Origin of the sequence: Cyanothece sp. BG0011 (assembly GCF_003013815.1) — a bacterium.
In the GTDB taxonomy this organism is placed as follows: Bacteria; Cyanobacteriota; Cyanobacteriia; order Cyanobacteriales; family Microcystaceae; genus Crocosphaera.
Genome location: NZ_PRLH01000048.1, coordinates 50843 through 73832 on the forward strand (window position 1 = coordinate 50843; position 22990 = coordinate 73832).

General features: G+C 39.4%; 18 protein-coding genes and 1 pseudogene. 8 read left to right on the top strand and 11 right to left on the bottom strand.

Features of this window, described 5'->3' with window-relative positions:
* Positions 1 to 14: 14 nt before the first annotated feature.
* Positions 15 to 1619, top strand: coding sequence for a 2-isopropylmalate synthase (locus C4E06_RS06655; protein ID WP_107667350.1), 1605 nt, complete (start codon positions 15 to 17; stop codon positions 1617 to 1619).
* 193 nt (positions 1620 to 1812) lie between these two features.
* On the opposite strand, the gene C4E06_RS06660 is transcribed toward C4E06_RS06655, so the two are convergent.
* The gene (locus C4E06_RS06660) at positions 1813 to 3075 is read right to left on the bottom strand and encodes a trans-aconitate 2-methyltransferase (RefSeq protein WP_107667351.1); all 1263 of its coding nucleotides are present in this window, start codon (positions 3073 to 3075) and stop codon (positions 1813 to 1815) included.
* A gap of 158 nt (positions 3076 to 3233) precedes the next feature.
* Between C4E06_RS06660 and glsA the strand changes: the two genes are divergently transcribed.
* Positions 3234 to 5225, top strand: coding sequence for a glutaminase A (glsA, locus tag C4E06_RS06665; protein ID WP_107667352.1), 1992 nt, complete (start codon positions 3234 to 3236; stop codon positions 5223 to 5225).
* Here glsA and C4E06_RS06670 read toward each other — a convergent pair.
* A complete protein-coding gene (locus C4E06_RS06670; RefSeq protein ID WP_107667353.1) occupies positions 5219 to 5557 on the bottom strand; it encodes a CU044_2847 family protein in 339 nt (112 codons plus the stop codon). The two genes, glsA and C4E06_RS06670, sit on opposite strands and share 7 nt — an antisense overlap.
* Before the next feature lie 209 nt (positions 5558 to 5766).
* Here C4E06_RS06670 and C4E06_RS06675 point away from each other — a divergent pair, with 209 nt between their 5' ends.
* The gene (locus C4E06_RS06675; protein WP_107667354.1) at positions 5767 to 9450 is read left to right on the top strand and encodes a caspase family protein; all 3684 of its coding nucleotides are present in this window, start codon (positions 5767 to 5769) and stop codon (positions 9448 to 9450) included.
* A 271-nt stretch (positions 9451 to 9721) separates the two neighbouring features.
* Here C4E06_RS06675 and C4E06_RS06680 read toward each other — a convergent pair whose 3' ends face one another.
* The 4 genes from C4E06_RS06680 to rpaB all read right to left on the bottom strand — a co-directional run bounded on the left by C4E06_RS06680 (position 9722) and on the right by rpaB (position 12964).
* Positions 9722 to 10141 (bottom strand): putative toxin-antitoxin system toxin component, PIN family, encoded by a 420-nt coding sequence (locus C4E06_RS06680; RefSeq protein WP_107667355.1) that lies wholly within the window; start codon positions 10139 to 10141, stop codon positions 9722 to 9724.
* Positions 10134 to 10352, bottom strand: coding sequence for a hypothetical protein (locus C4E06_RS06685; RefSeq protein WP_107667356.1), 219 nt, complete (start codon positions 10350 to 10352; stop codon positions 10134 to 10136). The genes C4E06_RS06680 and C4E06_RS06685 overlap by 8 nt, the downstream gene beginning before the upstream one ends.
* Positions 10353 to 10440: 88 nt before the next feature.
* Complete coding sequence (gene asnB, locus C4E06_RS06690) at positions 10441 to 11946, bottom strand: asparagine synthase B (RefSeq protein WP_107667357.1); 1506 nt, start codon at positions 11944 to 11946, stop codon at positions 10441 to 10443.
* A 286-nt stretch (positions 11947 to 12232) separates the two neighbouring features.
* Complete coding sequence (gene rpaB, locus C4E06_RS06695; RefSeq protein ID WP_008276088.1) at positions 12233 to 12964, bottom strand: response regulator transcription factor RpaB; 732 nt, start codon at positions 12962 to 12964, stop codon at positions 12233 to 12235.
* A 247-nt stretch (positions 12965 to 13211) separates the two neighbouring features.
* Between rpaB and radA the strand changes: the two genes are divergently transcribed.
* Genes radA through C4E06_RS06710 form a run of 3 tightly spaced genes read left to right on the top strand, consistent with a single transcriptional unit; the run spans position 13212 to position 15905 of the window.
* On the top strand, positions 13212 to 14774 hold the full coding sequence (gene radA, locus C4E06_RS06700; RefSeq protein ID WP_107667358.1) for a DNA repair protein RadA: 1563 nt from the start codon (positions 13212 to 13214) through the stop codon (positions 14772 to 14774).
* A gap of 22 nt (positions 14775 to 14796) precedes the next feature.
* The gene (locus C4E06_RS06705; RefSeq protein WP_107667359.1) at positions 14797 to 15462 is read left to right on the top strand and encodes a DUF5671 domain-containing protein; all 666 of its coding nucleotides are present in this window, start codon (positions 14797 to 14799) and stop codon (positions 15460 to 15462) included.
* Positions 15459 to 15905 carry a hypothetical protein gene (locus tag C4E06_RS06710; protein WP_107667360.1) on the top strand — a complete coding sequence of 149 codons (447 nt, stop codon included), beginning with the start codon at positions 15459 to 15461 and terminating at the stop codon, positions 15903 to 15905. The genes C4E06_RS06705 and C4E06_RS06710 overlap by 4 nt, the downstream gene beginning before the upstream one ends.
* Before the next feature lie 18 nt (positions 15906 to 15923).
* On the opposite strand, the gene cysH is transcribed toward C4E06_RS06710, so the two are convergent.
* Positions 15924 to 16754 carry a phosphoadenosine phosphosulfate reductase gene (gene cysH, locus C4E06_RS06715; protein ID WP_107667361.1) on the bottom strand — a complete coding sequence of 277 codons (831 nt, stop codon included), beginning with the start codon at positions 16752 to 16754 and terminating at the stop codon, positions 15924 to 15926.
* A gap of 272 nt (positions 16755 to 17026) precedes the next feature.
* On the opposite strand from cysH, the gene C4E06_RS06720 reads away from it, so the two are divergent.
* Complete coding sequence (locus tag C4E06_RS06720; protein ID WP_107667362.1) at positions 17027 to 17674, top strand: Uma2 family endonuclease; 648 nt, start codon at positions 17027 to 17029, stop codon at positions 17672 to 17674.
* Positions 17675 to 17705: 31 nt separating this feature from the next.
* Here C4E06_RS06720 and ispE read toward each other — a convergent pair whose 3' ends face one another.
* From ispE to C4E06_RS06735, 3 genes are all read right to left on the bottom strand, one after another.
* The gene (gene ispE / locus C4E06_RS06725; protein WP_198648378.1) at positions 17706 to 18656 is read right to left on the bottom strand and encodes a 4-(cytidine 5'-diphospho)-2-C-methyl-D-erythritol kinase; all 951 of its coding nucleotides are present in this window, start codon (positions 18654 to 18656) and stop codon (positions 17706 to 17708) included.
* Positions 18657 to 18753: 97 nt separating this feature from the next.
* On the bottom strand, positions 18754 to 20022 hold the full coding sequence (locus C4E06_RS06730; protein ID WP_107667364.1) for an ankyrin repeat domain-containing protein: 1269 nt from the start codon (positions 20020 to 20022) through the stop codon (positions 18754 to 18756).
* Between the two features lie 92 nt (positions 20023 to 20114).
* Entirely contained in the window at positions 20115 to 21728 is a 1614-nt protein-coding gene (locus tag C4E06_RS06735) for a reverse transcriptase domain-containing protein (protein WP_107667365.1), read from the bottom strand.
* On the opposite strand from C4E06_RS06735, the gene C4E06_RS27285 reads away from it, so the two are divergent.
* Positions 21717 to 21905, top strand: a complete 189-nt coding sequence (locus tag C4E06_RS27285) for a hypothetical protein (protein WP_107667096.1) — start codon at positions 21717 to 21719, stop codon at positions 21903 to 21905. The two genes, C4E06_RS06735 and C4E06_RS27285, sit on opposite strands and share 12 nt — an antisense overlap.
* 407 nt (positions 21906 to 22312) lie before the next feature.
* Here C4E06_RS27285 and C4E06_RS28645 read toward each other — a convergent pair.
* Positions 22313 to 22990: pseudogene (locus C4E06_RS28645) on the bottom strand (group II intron reverse transcriptase); the annotation flags it as partial.

Genomic DNA, 22990 nt, shown 5'->3' on the forward strand with positions numbered 1-22990 from the left:
CTTAAGTCGTTCCTATGAGCAATCAACCCGATCGCATTATCATTTTTGATACTACCCTCAGAGACGGAGAACAGTCCCCAGGTGCTAGTTTAACGGTTGAAGAAAAGCTGACCATTGCTCGGGCTTTAGCACGACTTGGAGTCGATATCATCGAAGCAGGATTTCCCTACGCCAGTCAAGGGGATTTTCAAGCCGTCCAAAAAATTGCCCAAACCGTCGGTACAGAAAACGGTCCCACTATCTGTGGCTTAGCAAGAGCGAGTAAAAATGACATCAAAACGGCTGGAGAAGCCCTAAAACCCGCTTTTAAATCCCGAATTCATACCTTTATCGCTACATCAGATATCCACCTCAAACATAAATTAAAAAAGACACGAGAAGAAGTCTTAGCTATCGTACCGGAAATGGTGGCTTATGCGAAAACCTTCACCAATGATGTGGAATTTTCCCCCGAAGATGCAGGGCGCAGTGATCCTGAATTTATGTATCAAGTGTTAGAAGCGGCCATTGCATCCGGCGCAACCACCATTAATATTCCCGATACTGTTGGTTATACCACCCCCAGTGAGTTCGGAGCCTTAATTAAAGGCATTAAAGACAATGTGCCGAACATCGATCAAGCTATTATTTCCGTTCATGGACACGATGACTTAGGATTAGCCGTGGCCAACTTCCTAGAAGCAGTGAAAAATGGAGCCAGACAGCTAGAATGCACCATTAACGGAATTGGGGAAAGAGCCGGCAACGCAGCCTTAGAAGAGTTGGTAATGGCTCTCCATGTACGTCGTCAATATTTTAACCCCTTCTTAGGCCGTTCCGTTGATTCAACGGAACCCTTAACGAACATCAACACCAAAGAAATTTATAAAACCTCTCGCCTGGTTTCTAACCTCACTGGGATGATTGTCCAACCCAATAAAGCGATCGTGGGAGCCAATGCGTTTGCCCATGAATCTGGCATCCATCAAGATGGGGTACTAAAAAATAAGTTAACCTACGAAATCATGGATGCAGAATCGATCGGGTTAACCAATAATCAAATTGTACTGGGTAAACTGTCAGGCCGGAATGCTTTTCGGACTCGCTTAAGAGAATTGGGCTTTGAATTGTCCGAAACCGAGTTGAATAACGCTTTTTTACGGTTTAAAGAAGTGGCAGACAAGAAAAAAGAGATCACTGACTGGGATTTAGAAGCGATCGTCAATGATGAAATTCAACAAGCCCCCGAATTATTCCGTTTAGAGTTGGTACAAGTATCCTGTGGTGATCATGCTGCTCCGACGGCCACCGTTACCCTAAGAACCCCCGAAGGCAAAGAATTAACCGATGCAGCCATCGGTACCGGTCCAGTGGATGCGGTGTATAAAGCCATCAACCGAGTGGTTAATGTTCCCAATGAGTTGATCGAGTTTTCTGTGAAGTCTGTCACGGCGGGTATCGATGCCATGGGAGAAGTCACTATACGGTTACGTCATGAAGGGCGTATCTATTCCGGTTATGCAGCTAACACCGACATTATAACCGCTTCGGCCCGTGCTTATATAAGTGCGTTAAACCGTTTGTATGGAGCCATTCAAGAGGAAGCCAAAGAAAAAGGAGTGTTAACCCCTCACGGTTAATTCCCTTCGGGGGAGAGAACAGGGAAACAGGAAACGTGAAGATTTTCTGAGAAACTGTTGCTTGTTGCCTATTCTGATCGCGCCCCTAACCCCCCCCTGCCCCCTACCCCCCACACCCCCCACACCCCCTACCCCCCCTGCCCCCCTTTTAAAGGGGGGTGTGGGGGGTGTGGGGGGTGTGGGGGGTTTAAGTTTACTTTTTAACTTTCAACACAGCAATTAAGCCATGGCCACAGCCCCAACCTCGTTGCATTTCGTATTCTAAGGTTCTTAAGGCGTAGCCTAACTGGGGTTCAATAATATTGGCGCGAGGATCTCCGTACCACATCCAACCCACATCAGCAATCACGCGATCGATGGTCATTAAAGCAAATTGTAAGGGTTTAGGAAACTCATCCCATCCTTTCAAGTCAGGTAAGGAAAAATTATGGGACAAACGATGTTGGGTAAACTCAATTAAAATATTCCAAGAGTTAATTAATTCGTGGAGTAGGGGAGTAATAAAGGGATGATCAGGAAAAATACTCGCATCTAACATTAATTCATCTAAATTGGTTCGTAAATAATCTTCATGAAGAGAATTAATGGAGCGACGAATGGGTTGTAATTTGGGGTTAAAGGATTTCGTATCGGTGTGACGGCCAACTAATAGAGACCGATCAACCAATCTTGCCACTTCCAGTTGAACCCCAACCTGATCGGTAATTTCTTGGGCTAATTCTCTAACCTCTTCTCCCGTCCAAAAACGAATGGGAAAAGACTCAATGTCAGCCGTTTGACGAACCTCATCGGAATAGAGATAACCCATATTGTACTGGCGTACCTTCTCCTCTTCTGATTGAGCGTACCAAAAATCAGGCCATTCGATGGAGTAGCGTCCAATGAGATCCATGACAATATAACTACCATCTCGGCCATGATGACAGATATCGCCCAATAATTTCACTAAATCTTTTCGGGCTAAATGGGATAATGAACCATAGGAGGAAAAATATAAATCAAAAGGTGATTCTGTCTGTTTGATGTTTCCGAGTCCTTGACTTAAATCGGCCTGTTGAAATTGAACATAGGGATGAGTCTCAAATAAAGTCTGTCCCTTTTCTACCATTGCTTGGCTAATGTCTAACCCCAAAAACAGAGACAACTCTTCGGGGGGTAAAACTCGTTTATGTTGCAGCCCTAAATCAAGGTCACGGCGATCAATTTTTGTCAGGATATCGTAACCTTGACCAGCACCACAACCAAGGTCAACAATTCTCACTCCTTGATCTTGAGAACGACAATTTTCCACGATTTCCCAGAGATAAGGACGGAGAACAATTCGGGTTAATTGATCTTCCCAGTAGGTACGAACATTGTCATACTTACCGAATAAATTGCCAACATAGAGATCATATTTCCCCTCTTTTACAGCTTGTGTATAGGTTTTGAATCCATCCAATTTAGCTGGTTTCATAAATCGTTATCCCAATAAACAATAATAATCGCTCTAAAGCGTGATATCTTTCCTTAAGATTCTTGTTCCTTTAGTAGGTTACTCCTTTGTTGTGACTTTGTACATTAAGATTCAAAAAACTTGTACCCAGTAACCCTATCGCAGAAATTTGAATAAGTATGACATTGCCTAATGACTCAACCCCTTGGTCCGATTTATCTCCTGACAATCCCTTGTTTGGTGAAGCTTGTTCAACCTTTCTTGAAGAGTTGTATCAACGCTATCTTTTAGTGACAGAAGGAGAGAACGCGGACTATATTCGGGAATTAGCCCAGGTTAATCCTGATTTACTGGGAATTGCTATTGTGACGACCCAGGGAAAAATCTATAGTGTTGGGGATGCTTCCCAGTTATTTACCATCCAATCCATTGCTAAACCCTTAGTTTATGGCATGGTTTTAGAAGACTGGGGATGGGAATCTGTTCTCGAAAAAATTGGCGTTGAACCCACGGGAGAACCGTTTAATGACATTATTGATCCTTCGGAAATTCAACAAAAAAAATATAATCCCATGGTTAATGCTGGTGCCATTACCACTACCAGTTTAATTAAAGGTGACACTTTAGAAGAACGTCAACAGCGATTATTTGAGATGTTTCGACGCTATTTTGCACGGGATGTTGAAGTGGATCAGTCTATCTTTTGGTCACGAAAAACGAGAGATAATTTGAATCGAGCGATCGCTTATATGATGCTTCATTTTAATTTAATTGAAGACAACATTGAAGAGGTGTTAGACCTCTATTTTCAGCAATGTTCGGTGTTAGTTAATTGTCAAGATTTAGCGTTAATGGCTGCTACGTTGGCCAATGCTGGTTTAAACCCGATTACGGGAGAAAGGGTGTTACAGTCTGATAATGCCAAACGCTTAATGAGTGTGATGTATACCAGTGGATTGTATCAATTTTCGGGTCAATGGGCTTATCAAGTGGGTTTACCGGCTAAAAGTGGCTTATCCGGGGCGATTGTGGGCATTGTTCCCCATCAGATGGGAATTGCTGTTTTTTCTCCCCCTTTGGGAGAACATAGAAAAAGTGTACGAGGGGTGAAAATTTTTAAGGATCTTTCCCATCATTTTAAACTCCATATTTTTAACGAAATTAAAACCAATCAATCAAAGGAAAAAGAGAAAAATAAACCATTTCTTTTTTTAGCGAAGTCTCCTTCAATTACCAATTTTTTAAAGTATTTATATGACAAGTATTTACCTCTAAGTGAAGGCAATAGTTATGTAAGTGAACCCGATATTACTGAAATTGATCCTAACTGGTTTTCTATTTGTATAGTGACAACTGATGGTCAATTTTATGGGGTGGGAGATGTAGATCAATCTTTTTTAATTCAGTCTATTTCTAAGGTATTTGCTTATGGTTTAGCTTTAGAAGATCATGGTAGGGATTATGTTTTGAAAATGGTTGACGTTGAACCGACGGGGGATGCTTATAATTCGATTATTAAAGTTGAAGAAAATTCTAAACGTCCCTATAATGCAATGGTTAATACGGGGGCGATCGCTATTACCAATTTAATTAAAGGAAAAAGTCAGGCACATAAGCTAAATCGTATTTTAAAAATGTATCAAAAGTATATCGGCCATCCTGTTTATGTGGATACGGGGGCGGTGGTTTCTGAGCAAACTAAAGGCGATCGCAACTGGGCAATTTCTTATTTATTGCGTAATTTTGGCATGATTTCTGGTGACATAAAAGAAACATTGCAACTCTATTTACAACAATGTTCTGTGATTATTAGTTGTCGTGATTTGGCAATTATGGCTGCCACATTAGCGAATAATGGCACTAACCCCATGACGGGAAAACAAGGGATTAATCCTGATTATATTCAAGATTTATTGAGTGTTATGTTCACTTGTGGAATGTATGATTTTGCAGGAGAATGGGCGTATAAAGTGGGGTTTCCAGCCAAAAGTGGTGTGGGGGGTGGTATTTTAGCAGTGGTTCCTGGGGTGATGGGAATTGCTGTCTTTTCTCCACCTTTAGATCAACGGGGGAATAGTATCAGAGGGATTAAAGTTTGTGAGGAATTATCTCATCATTTTCGTTTACATATTTTTGAGCCAATTTCTTCTCCAATTGAAAAGAATTATTGAGGAAATTTACATTTGATTTGTATCTCAATATTACTTTCTGCTGTTCCTTTTGTAATATGAGGTATGCCCGCTTCTCCTGCTAATTTTATCCCAAATTTTAAGGTGATTTCATCCACTTCAGCAGCAGCAAAATTCTTAAATGAATTTAGGGTATATTCTGCACATTCTCGGATCATTTGTTGTGCTTGATCGAGTTGTTGACTAACATTAATGGGTAATCCTCCCATCTCATCAATTCCGTCATCTTCTTCAGGGGAAATGATAATAGAGTTAGGATTAATATCAATATTATCTAATCCTTGATCGGTTTCAAAATAGAGTTTTGTTGTCATTTTTTTAGGTTCTATATTGTTTTACGTGCTATCGAGTGAGCAAGATGCTCACATTACTATTTACTGTACAAATAGTATCAGTATCTAAGAACACTTTGTTAATTGTAAAATAATTTGAAGCGTATAATGATTAAATTTTATAAAATTAATGTACTGAAACTCTTATTATTCCTTCTAAAATAGAAGCTGTCGTATTTATCAGACTTATAATGACAAAATATGCTCTAATTATTGCTATTCCTGAATATAGTTATGCTTATAAAAATAAACCTCTTCCAAAAACAACTCAAGATGCAGAGGCGATCGCTCAATTATTACATCAATATGGAGATTATGACATAACTAGATTTCCGAGAAAAGGAAATGCTGAGACAGCAGAGTACGAGATGAAAGCAGGAAAAGTAACAGATGAGGATTTATATAATGAATTAAAACTGTTTTTAACTAAAAAAGCCAATAATCAACCAGCTTTGATTTATTTTACCGGTCATGGGTTTACAATTTGCGATCGCTTAGGAAGAGAAAAGGGATATTTAGCTACTTCAAATTGTCAGGTAGTAATCAAAGATAATAAAAGAATTGAAGAAAAAAATAGTTTTCCGTTAGAAGATTTAAACTATTTAATTGAACAAGCAAATTTGAGTGAATTAGTTTTATTATTAGATTGTTGTCATAGTGGTAACTATATTGAAACCCATTTAATGCAAAAGAGTTTGAATACATTTGAATATAAACAGAATTATTATTTAATCACGGCTTCTCGTTCTTTTGAAACAGCTAAAAGTATTAGAAAAGAAGAACATAGTGTTTTTTCAGGAGCCATTATTGAGGGATTATCTGATAATAATAAGAACGAACAAGGGAAAATAAGTTGCGATCGCTTGTTTGATTTTGTCAATACAAAAATTGCGGGGAAGTTACAAACCCCTCTGCGGATGGGAATTGGTGGATCAATTACCTTGGTTAAGTATACTCTATCTAATAACCAAGAAATCCCAGAAATTGAACCGATACGAGATAATCAGGGGAATATTGTTTGTCCCTATCAGGGTTTAAATGTGTTCACTGCTAAAGAAAAAGAATTTTTCTTCGGGAGACAGCGATTAACGGAAGATATTAAACAAAAATTAGAGAATTTTGGCGTTATTCCCATTATTGGGGCTTCAGGGAGTGGTAAATCTTCCGTGGTGTATGCGGGAGTTATGGCTTGGTTAGAAGCAGAAAAAGAAGAATGGTGTACTTTACCAACAATTAAGCCTGGAATTGAACCCTTAAGCGAGTTAAGAAGAGTTTTTAAGGATTATGTCAATTTAGATGAAGCTGAGTTACAAGAGATTATTGAAGATGAAGAGAGAGAAATGAGCAATATTCTTGAATTTTTACCCAATTCTCAGAAATATTTTCTCTTTATTGATCAATTTGAAGAAGTTTTTACCGTTTGTAGTCGAGAACAAGAAAGAAAGCGGTTTATTGACCTAATTACGCAAATTAAAGTTAAAAATAAGCATAAATTTGCCATTATTACCACAATGCGAGCAGATTTTTTAGATAACTGCTTACAGTATCAAGCTTTATATCAAATTATCCAGGATCACGCCATTTATATGCCTCCTTTAAAGGAAAAAGATATAGAAGAAATTATTATTAAACCGGCTCAACGACAAGGATATCACATAGAAAATGGTTTATTGTTGCGTTTATTGAGTGATGTAGGTAAAAAACAAGGATTTTTGCCATTATTAGAGTTTGCTTTGACCCTGTTATGGGACAAACGAGATGAAGAGAATAACGTTTTGACGTTGGATACTTATGAAAAGTTGGGACAAGGAGAGATAAGGGAACAAGGGAACAAGGAGACAAATAATACAGGTTTAACGAAAGCTTTGGATATTTATGCAGAGAAAGTTTACCATTATCAAGACCATAAGCAAGATAATCCTAAAATAGAGCGAACAGATATAGAAAAAGAGTTAATTAAGTTGATTTTTTTGCGCTTAGTCCGCACGGGTAATCAAGCAAAGGATACCAGACAACGACAACCCAAAACAACTGTCTTAAATATTGGTGGAGATGATGACCAACAGCAAAAAGTGTTAAATAAATTAATTGATGGTAAATACGGGTTAGTGTCTGGCAGATTATTAGTCACAGCGACAGATCATCAAAACAATAGCACAATTGATTTAGTCCATGAGGCGTTAATTGAAGGATGGCAACGTTTTAAACTGTGGCGCGAGGAAAATCGAGATTTACGGCAATTATCCGAAAGATTAGACGATCAACGCCAGCAATGGCTAAAAAATCCCATAGATGAAAATTTGATGATGGGAGGGTTGTTAATGCAAGTGAGACAGCAATGGGAAGAGTTACGTCCCTTTTTACTAGATCCTACCGAAGAGAAGAAATTTTACCAAAAAAGTGATGAATATGAACGAAAACGACTTGCAGAATTAGAGAATCTGAATTCAAACATTAAACAGGCAAAAAAAGAACTCGAAACTGCTCAAAAAGTTATTAACTTAGAAAGGGAAGCTGGACGAGCATTAGATAAACTCGATAAAGATCAATCTATACAAGCTTTGTTAACTGCGGTGAAAGCAGGAAAAGATTTAATTCCCCTCAAACAACCAGATAATAACTATCCTACCAGTAGTCCGATTTTGGTACTTAACATCCTTTGGTATCAACTACCGCGAAAAGTTGACTTAATTGATCATCAAGACTCGGTAATCAATGCCCAATTTAGCCCAGATGGCACTAAAATTGTCACTGCATCAAGGGATAAAACCGCCAAAGTTTGGGACATCACAGGGAAACTGATAACCACCCTCGAAGGTCATCAAAACTCGGTATGGGATGCCCAATTTAGCCCAGATGGCACTAAAATTGTCACTGCATCTGATGATAAAACCGCCAAAGTTTGGGACATCACAGGGAAACTGATAACCACCCTCGAAGGTCATCAAAACTCGGTATGGGATGCCCAATTTAGCCCAGATGGCACTAAAATTGTCACTGCATCTTATGATAAAACCGCCAAAGTTTGGGACATCACAGGGAAACTGATAACCACCCTCGAAGGTCATCAAAACTCGGTATGGGATGCCCAATTTAGCCCAGATGGCACTAAAATTGTCACTGCATCTTATGATAAAACCGCCAAAGTTTGGGACATCACAGGGAAACTGATAACCACCCTCGAAGGTCATCAAGACTCGGTAATCAATGCCCAATTTAGCCCAGATGGCACTAAAATTGTCACTGCATCTGATGATAAAACCGCCAAAGTTTGGGACATCACAGGGAAACTGATAACCACCCTCGAAGGTCATCAAAACTCGGTATGGGATGCCCAATTTAGCCCAGATGGCACTAAAATTGTCACTGCATCAAGGGATAAAACCGCCAAAGTTTGGGACATCACAGGGAAACTGATAACCACCCTCGAAGGTCATCAAGACTCGGTATGGTATGCCCAATTTAGCCCAGATGGCACTAAAATTGTCACTGCATCAAGGGATAAAACCGCCAAAGTTTGGGACATCACAGGGAAACTGATAACCACCCTCGAAGGTCATCAAAACTCGGTATGGGATGCCCAATTTAGCCCAGATGGCACTAAAATTGTCACTGCATCAAGGGATAAAACCGCCAAAGTTTGGGACATCACAGGGAAACTGATAACCACCCTCGAAAGTCATCAAAACTCGGTATGGGATGCCCAATTTAGCCGAGATGGCACTAAAATTGTCACTGCATCTGATGATAAAACCGCCAAAGTTTGGCCAGTCCATACCCTAGAGGAGTTAGTCAGTTGGGGGTGTGAGTGGTTAAACGGGAATTTACCCAGTGAAGAAATGGAAAGGGAATATAAGGAAATATGTAAAAGTTAGGAATTATAGTTGTTTCTAATACTCACATCTTGCATCTTGTTTAAAATTGGCTAGTAGTGAAAGGGTGTAGGGTGTAGGGTGTAGGGTGTAGGGGTTTATTTTGACTCTAACTGTCTTAGAATTGATTGTTTTTGTTTTTCTATTGAGTTTATTTGTACTGATGCAAGATGTCAGTAATAAGTTTTAGATCGAAGAGTGTGAGCATCCTGCTCACTAGCTAGAAAATAACAATTACAATATGGAGATTCCTCGTACCTCGGAATGACAATTATTAATCAAGCTTGAAACTTCTTAAAAACTCATTTACTGTGATAATTTCGATATTTTGAAAGGGATTTAATACTAATAAATCTTTATCTCCCGTGATAATAAAATTAGCATCTCCATTAACAGCAACTTCAAGAAACTTGTTATCTTTTGGATCTCGACAGATGTTTATTTTTTCGATAATAGTGATTATTTCTGCCTCAAGTTGGAGTTGCATCATAAATTGATTTCTAATTTGATAAGATACATATTTATTAAATTTAGGACGTTGTAAAATTTCTTGTAATTCTTGTAACGTACTCTCTGAAAATAAAGTATTTCCTAAGCTTCTAATTTTTTTAAATGCTTGATCTGCTGGAGATTTTTCAATCAGAATACTACTCACTAAAACATTAGTATCAATGACGAATCTAAATCTATTCATTATTGAGAATATTGTCTAAAATTTCTTGAGTTAATCCATTATTTTTTGCTTGAGTTTGCATTTCTTTAATAATGTCATCGAGACTCTTATTATTTATCATCTGCTTAAGTAAATCATTGATAATGGTTTGCATCTTCTGTTGTTTATCTATTTCAGCTTCTCGATAAGCTTGGGCAATTTCATTATCAACTTCAATGGTTATTTTTTCCATTTTGATCTCATCATCGAATTTAGGTCTATGAGCATTATAAGCAAAAGAAGACTTACCCTAGTCAGGTTGTCTTCTTTTGTTATTTTTTCTAAACTAAAACTGGACGTTCTGCCCAACGAGCAACATTATTTAAGATAGCTGTAGGGTTGTCAAACACATCCATAAAAATTTGATGGTAATAACATTCTTCTGCCGATCGCAAATTAATGTGATCATGTTCTTTTTGATAAGCTTGTGCCTGTTCTTCGCTCATCACATCTTTTAAGGTATCTACTAATAGATCCACCGTGCCACTGCCTTCGTCAAATTGTTCTTTTTTGCGCCAAACAATTTCTTCGGGTAAGATATCTTCAAAGGCTTTTCTTAAAATCCATTTCTCTACGGGTGGGTTGCCTCTCAGTTTAAGATGCGCCGGAATTTTTTGACCTAACTCGATCATTTTCAGGTCTAAAAAGGGGACTCTTCCCTCAATAGAATGGGCCATGGTCAAGCGATCAACCCGTTGTAAATTAATATTGTGTAAACTGGAAACCGATCGCCTTAATTCTGTGTGTAAAATGTCATCACTGGGAATATCTTTGTAGTAGGTATAACCGGCAAACAGTTCGTCAGCCCCTTCTCCTGTAAGAATCACTTTTACATATTGTGCCGCTAAACGAGAGGTGAAGTAACAGGGAATAGCACTTCTAACTAAGTCTTGATCAAAAGATTCTAGGGCATAAATAATCTCAGGCAATTTAGCGATCGCTTCTTCTGGGCTAATTAAATATTGATGGTGAATGGTTCCTAAATAATCCGAAACCAGTCGGGCTGCTTTAATATCTTTACTCCCTTCTACCCCCACCGAAAACGTATGTAATTCGGATTTATGTTTTTTAGCGATCGCTGCAATAATACTACTATCTAATCCCCCCGAAAGAAACGCACCCAAAGGTACATCAGCCATCAACCTTTTAACGACTGAAGCTTCTACGGTTTCTTGGATGTCTTTAACAATATCATCTATATCAGCATCCATTTCTGGGGGAATATCCGGTAAATTATAATAGGTTGAAAATCCCGTTTCTGAAGAGAAGAACGTACCGGGGGGAAATTCCTTGACATCTTCACAAAATTTAGTAATCGCTTTTAGTTCTGAGGCAAACCAAAAATTACCATCTTTTTCACTGTAATATAAAGGCTTAATACCAATGGGATCACGAGCAGCAATAAATTTATGATTATCAATAATAGCAAAACTAAACATCCCATCCAATTCAGGGATAGCCGTTATATTTTTGTCGTCATATAAATGTAAAATCGCTTCAGTATCGCTTTTAGTAACAAATTGATATTTTGACTCTAAATCTGAAAAAAGTTGAGGATAATTGTAAATTTCTCCATTACCGATAATCGCTTTTTTCCCATCTCCATAAATGGGTTGATTTCCTCCTTCTACATCCATAATACTGAGTCGTTGATGGCCTAAAATTCCCGAACCATCCGGAACCACAAAAATACCATTAGCATCGGGTCCGCGATGAATGATACTTTCCATCATTGCCTCAATATTACTCTGACTGGTTTTTCCCCAAATCCCAGCAATCCCACACATAAGCTCTCTTGGTTAATTATCCAATAATTATATTTTGAATTCTATTGTACTAGACTCACCAAAATAGACTGTTTTTGTTTTGACTTTCTTCATTTTTAGAGACCTTTGGGAACAGGAAATAGGGAACAGCTTGATTCAAGTAATTTTAGGGGTCAATCGGATTAAACCCCTAATAATAACTAGGACAGCGCGGTAGACATAACCCACCAGTTACCAAAGGCTTAAAACCTTAACTTAGCATACTTTTGCCTTTTGCCTTCTACCTTTTGCCTTCCGCGTAGCGGCCCTAGGGTTCTTCCCCTGGTTCTAAAATGCGTTGAAATAAATAACCTGTTCCCCTAGCGGTTAAAATTAATTCAGGATTACTGGGATCATCTTCTAGCTTTGCCCTTAAACGAGATATATGTACATCGACTACCCTGGTATCCACATGACGTTCAGGAGTATAACCCCAAACCTCTTGTAGGATTTCCGAACGAGAAAAGGGTTCCCCCGAACGACTCACTAATAACTCTAATAAGCTAAATTCCATCCCTGTCAGACGAATACGTTCATCACCTTTATAAACTTGACGTTTATTGGTATCAATTTTAATTGAAGCAATAGAAATTACCCCAGAACTAGGAATCCCGGGTGCGCCATTTTTTTCAACCCGTCGGAGAACCGAACGAATTCTTGCTTCTAACTCTTTAGGAGAAAAGGGTTTGACCACATAATCATCAGCCCCTAATTCTAACCCTGTAATGCGGTCTGCAACATCTCCTAAAGCGGTTAACATGATAATAGGAATGTCTGACTCTTTGCGTAACTCTTGACAGACTCCGTAACCGTCTAACTTCGGCATCATCACATCTAATACCACTAAGTCAGGAATGGCTTCGTGAAAGATGTCTAACGCTTCTTCCCCGTCGGCCGCCGTAACGACATCATAGCCAATCATAGAAAGACGGGTTTCGAGAATACGACGAATGCTGGCTTCGTCATCCACGACTAAAATTTTCTCTTTATGTGTTTCCAATGTTGCCCACGCTCCCTAATACTAAGTAAAATTGCTAATCTTTAAGTTAAATGGTTTCCCATTGATCTCTCTAAGATCCAGAATATCCCTTTTTTACGATTCTTAAGCCTAAATTCTTGCTTTAGAATCTAAACATTATCTGAGTTTAAAGAGGACTCTTCTCTTAATACTCCTTATCATTTTCTAGGGTTTTTTTCCCAATATCCAGTATTTTTTTAATTTTTTTAACGTTTCTTTAAATTTCATTATGGCTAAAACACGAATTGTTTATGTTTGTAGTGCTTGTGGCGCAGAGTCAGTTCAGTGGTTTGGGAAGTGTGAGGCTTGTCAAGCCTACGGAACTTTAGAAGAACAAATGGTCAACACATCATCCTCTCCTGTGGGAGTGGCTAGGGGGGGATGGCAATCGAACACCCGTAGTGATCATCGTGCTACGGTTGCCCCAAAACCCCGTATCTCTGTCTCTTTTAATGATATCACCGAAGAAGAACAAGCCCGCTTTCAATCCGGTTATGGGGAATTAGATCGGGTGTTAGGGGGTGGTGTGGTTCCTGGTTCTTTAGTGTTGATCGGGGGAGATCCCGGTATTGGTAAATCAACGTTATTATTACAAACCGCTAACCAATTATCCCAAAGATTACCCCGTATTTTATACGTTTCGGCCGAAGAATCTGGTCAACAAATTAAGTTAAGGGCTTCTCGTTTAGGAGTGGCAGAAGCTAGTAGTGTTACGGAATCTAAAAAAGCAGAAACCAATGGCAAAAATGGCAACGGGAAAGTTACTAAAAAGAAAAAAGATGACCCCGATAAAGCCAACCTATTTATTCTCCCAGAAACGGACTTAGAAGAGATATTAAGAGAGTTAGAATCTTTGCAACCCCAAGTGGCTATTATTGATAGTATTCAAACCCTATACTTTGCTGCGTTGACCTCTGCGCCGGGTTCAGTGGCCCAGGTTAGAGAATGTACCTCGGCTTTAATGCAAGTGGCTAAACGGGATAATATTACCCTGTTTATAGTGGGTCACGTGACCAAAGAAGGGGCGATCGCAGGACCTAGGGTATTAGAACATTTAGTGGACACAGTCCTCTATTTTGAAGGCGATCGCTATGCCTCCCATCGTCTGCTGCGATCGGTTAAAAATCGCTTCGGGGCCACCCATGAAATCGGTATTTTTGAAATGGCAGAACATGGGTTAGTTGAGGTAGATAACCCCTCAGAATTATTCTTAGGCAACCGAGATGAGTTTGTCCCCGGAACCGCTACCGTGGTGGCCTGTGAAGGAACCCGTCCCATTGTAGTAGAGTTACAAGCGTTAGTCAGTCCCACTAGCTATGCGTCCCCTCGTCGTTCCACCACGGGAGTAGAATATAGTCGCTTACAACAAATTTTAGCAGTGTTAGAGAAAAGGGTCGGCATTCCTTTGTCTAAATTAGACGCTTATGTGGCTTCTGCGGGGGGGTTAGGAGTAGAAGAACCGGCTGCTGATTTAGGAGTGGCCATCGCGGTTGTAGCTAGTTTTAGGGATAGGGTAGTGGACCCTAGAACCGTATTAATTGGAGAAGTGGGGTTAGGAGGACAAGTTCGGTTAGTCTCCCAGATGGAATTGCGGTTAAAAGAAGCTGCTAAGTTAGGTTTTCAAAGGGCGATCGTTCCCAAAGGACAGAGTTTTGCTGATGATATTGGCATAGAAATTATCCCGGTGGGTAAGGTGATTGATGCCATTATTGCTGCCATTCCTCCCCAACAAAAGTTTGGTAAAGATTTAGATGATTTGAGAGATGAGGAAATTGAAGATGAGAATTTTTAAACTTTTATCGAGAAGTTAATTTATGTCTAATAATCGCTCTACAAATAACCATAATTCTACCATTGAGACCATTAGTCATTTTATCGAATCGGCTAGAAACCAAGGTATATCCGATGAAATGATTTATAAACTTTTAAAAAATAAAGGATGGTCTACCCAAGATATTGACTTAGCCTTTACCCATGCTTTTGAAAAAATTATTGGAGTTACTATTCCAGTTCCTAACCAACTTCGGGGAGAATCGGCCAAAGAAACGTTCTTGTATTTACTCTCATTTGTTACTTTGGGGATTTGGAGTCAAGCATTAGGTAGTGTTGGTTTTATTGCGGTTAATTATCTGATTGATGATCCTTTGGATCGTTCTCGATGGTTTAGTAATTTAGCTTCCAATTTAGCACGATTAATTATCGTTTATCCCGTTTATTTACTGTTAATGAAAGTAATTTTTTCTAATTTAGCAGAACAGTCACAAAATTATCAATCAGGGATTAGAAAATGGTTGACTTATATTGCCTTGTTTATCACTGCTTTAATTGTCATTGGTGATTTAGTCTGGTTTCTCACCTCTTTATTAACAGGATCATTAACCTTAGGATTTCTTTTCAAATCAATCATTGTTTTATTAATTGCCGGTAGTATTTTTTGTTATTACCTACTTTGGTTAAGAAAGGAGGTAATTACCTCATGAAATCCCTTAATCGTTTTTTTCTTGGCTTATCGATTTTTGCGGTTACTATTGGTATTGTTACTGGATTTTGGTTATTAGGTTCACCTCAGTTACAGCGAACTTTAAAAGCCGATCAAAGAAGAGTAGAAAACCTACATGAAATTGCTCAATTTCTGTATCGAGAAACCACTGATAGTAACAATAATTCAGATATCCCTCAGTCTCTTCCTGAGAGGGGTTATACTTCTGATCCAATTACACAACAATCCTATGACTATAATATTATTGAGGGAACTGAGTATCAACTGTGTGCTAACTTTGAAACCGATAGTCAAAACAATCGAAAAAAAGACGACTTTTATCGAAGACTGAACCCCTTTTGGGATCATCCCCAAGGAAGACATTGTTATACTTTAAATGCTGAAGACAGTCCCCCCAACCTGTATGATTATAGTCGTTATTAATGACTATAAGATTCAATATTAAAGGGTACTCGAATCTAAACTTTGGGCTGCTTCGGGAGATAGGGGTAAATGTAAGCCACACTCTTGTTTAACCCCATGAAAACGACTATCCCGTTCGCTCTCATCATCAGCAGTAACCGGACGGCTAGAATGCCAATCTCCTACAGTAACATAGCCTTTATCAAAATAGGGATGATAGGGTAAATCCTGTGCCGTTAAATAGTGATAAATATCGCGAGCATTCCAAGTTAAAATGGGATAAACTTTATATTGATCCCCTTGTAATTCAACTCGTTCTAAGGACTTTCTATGTTCCGTTTGTTGACGACGTAACCCCGCTAACCAAGCAGTTGCTTGAAGTTCTTTCAAGGCCCGTTGCATCGGTTCTACCTTACGGATATAGTCGTAACGATTCAGGGACTCTAAATCGTGTTGGTGCCAGAGTTTCCCATAAAGTGCCTCCATTCTAGCAGGGGTTAAGGGAGATTGATAAACCTTTAAATTGAGTTGGAGACGTTGGGTTAATTCGTCAGCAAAGCGATAGGTTTCAGCAGGAAGATAGCCGGTATCCACCCAAATAACGGGAATATCTGGCACGACTTGGGTGACTAAATGCAACATCACTGCTGCTTGAATACCGAAACTGGTACTCATCACTAATCCTTCTCCAAAGGTATCCCTAGCCCATTCTACAACTTGATGAGCGTTCGCATTTTCTAGGGTTTGGTTAACTTCATCTAAGGATAATTCAGGTTTATAAGGTTGATGGGTCTGAGTCGTGTAGTGATGTTCAGAAACCTGATGATTATCTACATGGGAGTTGACGAGATGTAGATTAGATTGGGGCATAAGGTAACGTTTCCCTTGTGTTCAGTAATCGTGCTTTGAGTGAGTGACGGCACAATAAGCATAATTATCTTCGCCATCTTACTCTCATTGTATCGTGATTAATTCCTAGAAATTGTATCAATTGCGATGATCATCTTAAGTTTATCCTTAAATTTGAGTCAGGGGTTAAATTTAGCTATGTTGTGTGACTGTATAATAGGATTTGAGTTTAGGATAAGAAAATAAAAAATAGTCAATAATAAATTGATCCATTTTTAAGTGAAGATAAAACAATGTTATTAGAGTTAAAACGCTTTGAAATACTCCCAGGAGAAAGAATTCTACTAAAAAATGTTACTTGGGATGAATTTGAACAAATTTTAGAAGAATTAGGAGAACATCGAGCAAGCAAAATTGCTTATCATCATCATATTTTAGAAATTATGAATCCGTTACCTGAACATGAACGAAATAAAGAAATTATTAGTGATTTAATTAAAATACTTTTAGAAGAATTAGAAATTGAATTTTGTTCTTTAGGTTCAACGACATTTAAAAATAAATTGATGCAGCAAGGAATTGAACCTGATAATTGCTTTTATATTGAAAATGAAGCCAAAATAAGAGGAAAAGATCGGTTAGATTTAACGATTGATCCCCCTCCTGATCTTGCTTTAGAAATTGATGTAACTTCCCGTACTCATCGAGAGATATATTCTATTTTAGGAGTCCCTGAATTATGGCGATTTGAAAAAGGAGAATTACAAATTAATGTTTTAGCAAATAATAATTATAAAGAAGTGGAATATAGTCCCCATTTCCCTGATTTTCCACTTAAAGAAGTTACTCCACAATATTTAAAACAAGTAAAAACAGTGGGACGAAATAAAACAATCAAAGCTTTTAGAAAATGGATTAATGAACAAATAAAAAACCTATAACCTAAGTTCGGAATATAGTTTTGATAACTGTTCACTGTTCACTAATAATTGAAATACCATTACTAGATAATTGAGTGACCCAAAATTCTAAGTTAGGATCTTCAATTTTCTGTCTTGCTATTTTTTTGATGGTTTCTGCTTCAGTTTGTGATTGACATAAAGTAAATACAGTGGGACCTGATCCCGACATCATCGTACCTAAGCCGCCTGCTTGTTGTAAAATGTCTCTTAATTGAGCAACTTGGGGATATTCAGGTAAGACAACTTTTTCTAAATCATTGTGTAATAATTGTCCTATTTTTTTTCCATCTTTGTCACTAATCGCTTGTACAAATGATCCCGAATGAAGTTGAGACGTTCGAGACTGAATTCCTGCTATATCATTAATATAAGTATGGCCAAATTGTTGCTTATAGGTTTGATAGGCCCAAGGGGTAGAAACCCCAAGATTATTATATTTAGCAAGAACAAGCCATAAACTGTCTAAATCTTGAATCGAATCTAATTTTTCCCCTCTTCCTGTTGCGATCGCCGTTCCTCCCCTCACACAAAAAGGAACATCTGAGCCTAATTTTTCTCCTAACTGTTGTAACTGGGGTATAGTTAACCCTAATTCCCATAATAAATTTAACCCTAATAAAACCGCAGCCCCATCCGTTGATCCTCCAGCTAATCCGGCAGCGACGGGAATTTGCTTATCAATGGTAATATCAACGCCGCCATAATTCGCAAAGCGTTCGGGAAATTGATCCACCATTAATTGAGCAGCACGATAAGCAATATTAGTCTGATTCAGGGGAACTAAAGGATGATTACAATGTAAATTAATGGCTTGAGTTCCATTAGAGCGAAGTTCAATGCGATCGCTTAAGGCAATACTTTGTAAAATCATCACTAACTCGTGATAACCATCGGGGCGATCGCCGACAATTTCTAGATATAAATTAATTTTAGCAGGGGCAATTAATTGATAGGTTCGCATATTTAATTCCTGGGATATTGAATCATTTTAACCTTTGTGGGATAGCACCAAAAAAAGCAAAAAACTTCTGACTTCTAACTTCTAACTTCTGACTTCATCAACTAGCCCCCGCTTTTTTTAACAATTCGATAACATCAGGATAGTTATTATATTGGGCTAAGGACAAAGCTGTATAACCACTGTTATTTTTTTCATCTAAATTAACATTTCCTGTTTCTAATAAGACCTTAACCACATCCACATAACCCCGATGAGATCCCCACATTAAAGCTGTTGCCCCGGTTTGATCTTTTAAGTCAACATCAGCCCCGGTTTGCAGTAACAACTGTATCAGCGTAATATTGCCTTCATCCGCTGCCTTCATCAATCCTGTGCGTCCATTGGGTAATCTAGTGTTAGGATCGGCTCCTCCATTCAATAAAACTTGAATAATCTCCAAATTACCGTTAGCGATCGCCAAAGTTAAAGGAGTCTCACCGTAATTTTTTCGATTGGGATCAGCACCGTACTGTAATAATTCTTGCACAATGTCGCTATGTCCCTGCACCACCGCTAAAATCAGAGGAGTATCCCCGAATTGATTAGCTAAATGAACATTAGCCTCTCCTGCTAATAATGCCCTCACAGCCTCTAAATGCCCTTCTACGGTGGCATAATGCAAAGGAGTCTCTCCCTCCTCATCTCGTTGATTAACCGCTTCTCCTGCTGCTAATAGGGCTTGAATAATGGCTGTTTGACCCTCAGAAGCGGCTAAGGATAATAAGGTTTCTCCTTCCCCATCGGGGGTGTTGATGTCCGTCTCAGGGATTAATAACCTTTGAAAGACCCTTAAACTACCACAACGAATGGCAAACATCAAAGCTTGTCGGTGAGTGAGTTCGGTTTCTGTATCAGGAAGTAAGTCAATGACTTCGGGATGATCTCCTTTAATGGCTAATTTCAAGGCCGTATCACCCTGTTTATTGCGGTGAGCAACGTCGGCCCCCGCCGCCATAAGATGGGTGACAATCTGTGTATGTCCTTTATAGGCAGCGATCATCAAGGCTGTGTTGCCATCATCATTGGTTTGGTTAACTTGTGCCTGGGCTAGGATCAAATCTTGGGAAATTTCAACTCGATTCGCGGCCACAGCAAACATTAAGGCCGTTAAACCAGAGAACGGTCGTTGTTGATTAACATTTGCCCCTGCTGATAATAGGCACTGTACAACCTCTCGATGTCCCCGTTGGGACGCATACATCAAGGCACTGGTGTTTTGTAAATCTGTCCCATTGACGTGGGCTCCTTGTGCTAATAAGGTTTCTACAGTTTGACAGTCTCCTTGTCGGGCTGCGTTAACCAATTGGAAATCAAGCGGTGAAACCATACAACCCTTTCCTAAGAATTAGGGGTCGAGAAAGGAGTCACCTCCTTCCCCTCCCATTCCAAACCGTACATGGGTAGAGTCGAGGGAAGCTATCATGCTTCGCCCCTCTCTGTGAAATCCGAGCGTGCAGATTTCCCTGCACTCGGCTTCCGAAAACCTTGGTCTTTCCGTCCTTTGCTCATGTGGATATAATGGTGACAACTGCTATGGATTGCTAAGAGGTTCTTAGGTTTCCAATTGTTGTGGTTGCCGTCGATGTGGTGTAATTCTACTTTTTCATCATCGATGAATTTCAGACCACAATGACCACATGAATGGTTTTGTCGGCGAAGTGTTTTTGCTGTACTTCCATCGTAGAGGACACTGTTTCTCTTTGACCAGTAGTTTATATCTCCGTCGTAGGGTGATTTAGTCCCTTTGACGTTGGCAAAACTGTTCTCCGAGTAACTAATGTTTGGAAAGGCTCTTTTAATCAATTCTATTGCTTGGTATCGGTTGATGGTCTTTTGTTTTTTGAACTTTTTGAAGGTTCTTCGACTCAAGTGCCATAGGCTAAACCTAGAACCGTCCATTTTGCAATATTTATGGTAGTTGCGCCATCCTCTTACGATGGGAGCGAGTTTAATTGTTTTTACCTTCGCCCCATAATTAGAGTTGTTGACGATGTGTTTGACTTTATCACGGAATGCTTTGAAGTTTTCCACTGAGGGAATGCTTTTAAATTTTCCGTTGTGTTTCTGGACATAGAAATGCCATCCTAGGAAGTCAAATCCATCTATCGAGGCTGTTACTTTAGTTTTCTTCTGGCTAATTTCCATTCCTCTTTGAGCGAGAAATTCCTCTACTTGGGCAAGTATTGATTCCGCATCATCTTCTGGTTTGAGAACATACACCATATCATCAGCATATCTGACACATTTGGAATAAGTTATGCCCCTGCTTCTAAATTCCCCGATTTTTTCGATGCCATTGAGAGCGATATTTGCCAATAAAGGTGAACAAACACCTCCCTGTGGTACTCCTTGATTGGGAAATTCTGGGTTAACTCCTGCCTTAAGACATTTGCGTAACCCTTTGATGACAGATTCGGGAGCAATCACTTGTTCTAATATAGTTTGGTGTGATATGCGGTCGAAGCATTTGCTGATATCAAGTTCAAGAACTCTTTTATCAATTCCATTAGTGCTTTTTCTGAGATGTAGAAACAGGGCTTTTTGTGCGTCGTGTGCGCTTCGCCCTGGTCTAAACCCGTAGCTCCTGGGATGGAATGTTGCTTCATGGGCTGGTTCTAGAGCGTATTTGACAAGACATTGCCATGCTCTGTCGGCGATGGTTGGGACTTTTAGGATTCGTTTGGTTCCGTCCTTTTTGGGGATGGGGATTTCTCGTAATCCTTGATGTTTCCAGGTCTTTGTCTTGAGTTTCAGGGTTTCTTCTAACTCAAATCGTTCTTTGAACGTCAAAGCCTTTTTCCCATCTATCCCTGCGGTTTTACGACCCTGATTTAATTGGGTCACTTGCCTGATAGCCAGCATTCTAGCTGCGTAGGAGGAGAGAACTAACTTCTGAATTCTTTTAGCTTTAGCCTTGTCTCCTTCTCTAATTGCTTTAAATATTCTCTTTTGAAGTCGAAAGAGTGTCTTCTGGAGTTGCTTCCATCGGATGTCTTTCCAATCATCGCTATAACTGGTGTTATGCGTCATAATCCCTGTCCTTCAATTATCGAACATTTTCTGGTTTCCTTTTGGCAATTACGCCTCATCCTACCCTCTGCTTGGTTTTCCGATGCTCGTCCATCCTATCTGGGTTTGGATATCCCCCAGAACCAAGTATCAGAGTTTTTATTCGTTCCGATAGTCAGATTGGCTGATGTTTTAGGGTGATTCACTTTGCCTGTTACCTTCTCGGAGAAGCAGTTATCAACTCTAATAACACTGCGAGAGTTAATGGTAACGGAGTCCACATTGGTTATTCAGATTGTGGCTCAAGGGTAAGGCACTTTTCTAGAATCTGTTTACCCATGACATCTCCCTATTAGCGGTAGTGTGCCTAATCTGTTTTGGCTCTAATTCCGCCCTGATGCACGCTTTGCTCTGTAAGATTCCGAGCTTACTCGGCAGTGCCAGATGAGGAGTCATCTTTCTCTTAGATGGTGGGACTTTAACCCACATCCAACTATCAGTTCAGGTTACATACGGTTTTCTCCCCGTCATCGCCTGGAAGCTCTACTTCTCTGTTCTCCAGAGCTTCGCAGCTTCAACGAATCGCACGGTAGAGTCGAGGGAAGCTATCATGCTTCGCCCCTCTCTGTGAAATCCGAGCGTGCGGGTTTCCCTGCACTCGGCTTCCGAAAACCTTGGTCTTTCCGTCCTTTGCTCATGTGAGTATAATGATGACAACTGTTATGGATTGCTAAGAGGTTCTTAGGTCTCCAATTGTTGTGGTTGCCGTCGATGTGGTGCAATTCTACTTTTTCATCGTCGATGAATTTCAGACCACAATAACCACATGAATGGTTTTGTCGGCGAAGCGTTTTTGCTGTACTTCCATCGTAGAGGACACTGTTTCTCTTTGACCAGTAGTTTATATCTCCGTCGTAGGGTGATTTGGTCCCTTTGACGTTGGCAAAACTGTTTTCAGAGTAGCTAATGTTTGGAAAGGCTCTTTTAACCAATTCTATTGCTTGGTATCGGTTGATGGTCTTTTGTTTTTTGAACTTTTTAAAGGTTCTCTGACTTAAGTGCCATAGGCTAAACCTTGAGCCGTCCATTTTGCAATATTTATGGTAGTTGCGCCCATCCTCTTACAATGGGAGCGAGTTTGATTGTTTTTACCTTCGCCCCATAATTAGAGTTGTTGACGATGTGTTTGACTTTATCACGGAATGCTTTGAAATTTTCCACTGAGGGAATGCTTTTAAATTTTCCGTTGTGTTTCTGGACATAGAAATGCCATCCTAGGAAGTCAA

What these genes read in the sequence shown, in the direction of transcription:
- C4E06_RS06680 (WP_107667355.1), bottom strand. Translation starts at nt 10,141, where the DNA reads ATGAATAGATTTAGATTCGTCATTGATACTAATGTTTTAGTGAGTAGT.
- cysH (WP_107667361.1), bottom strand. Translation starts at nt 16,754, where the DNA reads ATGCCCCAATCTAATCTACATCTCGTCAACTCCCATGTAGATAATCAT.
- radA (WP_107667358.1), top strand. Translation starts at nt 13,212, where the DNA reads ATGGCTAAAACACGAATTGTTTATGTTTGTAGTGCTTGTGGCGCAGAG.
- glsA (WP_107667352.1), top strand. Translation starts at nt 3,234, where the DNA reads ATGACATTGCCTAATGACTCAACCCCTTGGTCCGATTTATCTCCTGAC.
- C4E06_RS06720 (WP_107667362.1), top strand. Translation starts at nt 17,027, where the DNA reads ATGTTATTAGAGTTAAAACGCTTTGAAATACTCCCAGGAGAAAGAATT.
- C4E06_RS27285 (WP_107667096.1), top strand. Translation starts at nt 21,717, where the DNA reads ATGCGTCATAATCCCTGTCCTTCAATTATCGAACATTTTCTGGTTTCC.
- C4E06_RS06670 (WP_107667353.1), bottom strand. Translation starts at nt 5,557, where the DNA reads ATGACAACAAAACTCTATTTTGAAACCGATCAAGGATTAGATAATATT.
- ispE (WP_198648378.1), bottom strand. Translation starts at nt 18,656, where the DNA reads ATGCGAACCTATCAATTAATTGCCCCTGCTAAAATTAATTTATATCTA.
- C4E06_RS06730 (WP_107667364.1), bottom strand. Translation starts at nt 20,022, where the DNA reads ATGGTTTCACCGCTTGATTTCCAATTGGTTAACGCAGCCCGACAAGGA.
- C4E06_RS06710 (WP_107667360.1), top strand. Translation starts at nt 15,459, where the DNA reads ATGAAATCCCTTAATCGTTTTTTTCTTGGCTTATCGATTTTTGCGGTT.
- C4E06_RS06660 (WP_107667351.1), bottom strand. Translation starts at nt 3,075, where the DNA reads ATGAAACCAGCTAAATTGGATGGATTCAAAACCTATACACAAGCTGTA.
- C4E06_RS06675 (WP_107667354.1), top strand. Translation starts at nt 5,767, where the DNA reads ATGACAAAATATGCTCTAATTATTGCTATTCCTGAATATAGTTATGCT.
- C4E06_RS06655 (WP_107667350.1), top strand. Translation starts at nt 15, where the DNA reads ATGAGCAATCAACCCGATCGCATTATCATTTTTGATACTACCCTCAGA.
- C4E06_RS06685 (WP_107667356.1), bottom strand. Translation starts at nt 10,352, where the DNA reads ATGGAAAAAATAACCATTGAAGTTGATAATGAAATTGCCCAAGCTTAT.
- C4E06_RS06705 (WP_107667359.1), top strand. Translation starts at nt 14,797, where the DNA reads ATGTCTAATAATCGCTCTACAAATAACCATAATTCTACCATTGAGACC.
- asnB (WP_107667357.1), bottom strand. Translation starts at nt 11,946, where the DNA reads ATGTGTGGGATTGCTGGGATTTGGGGAAAAACCAGTCAGAGTAATATT.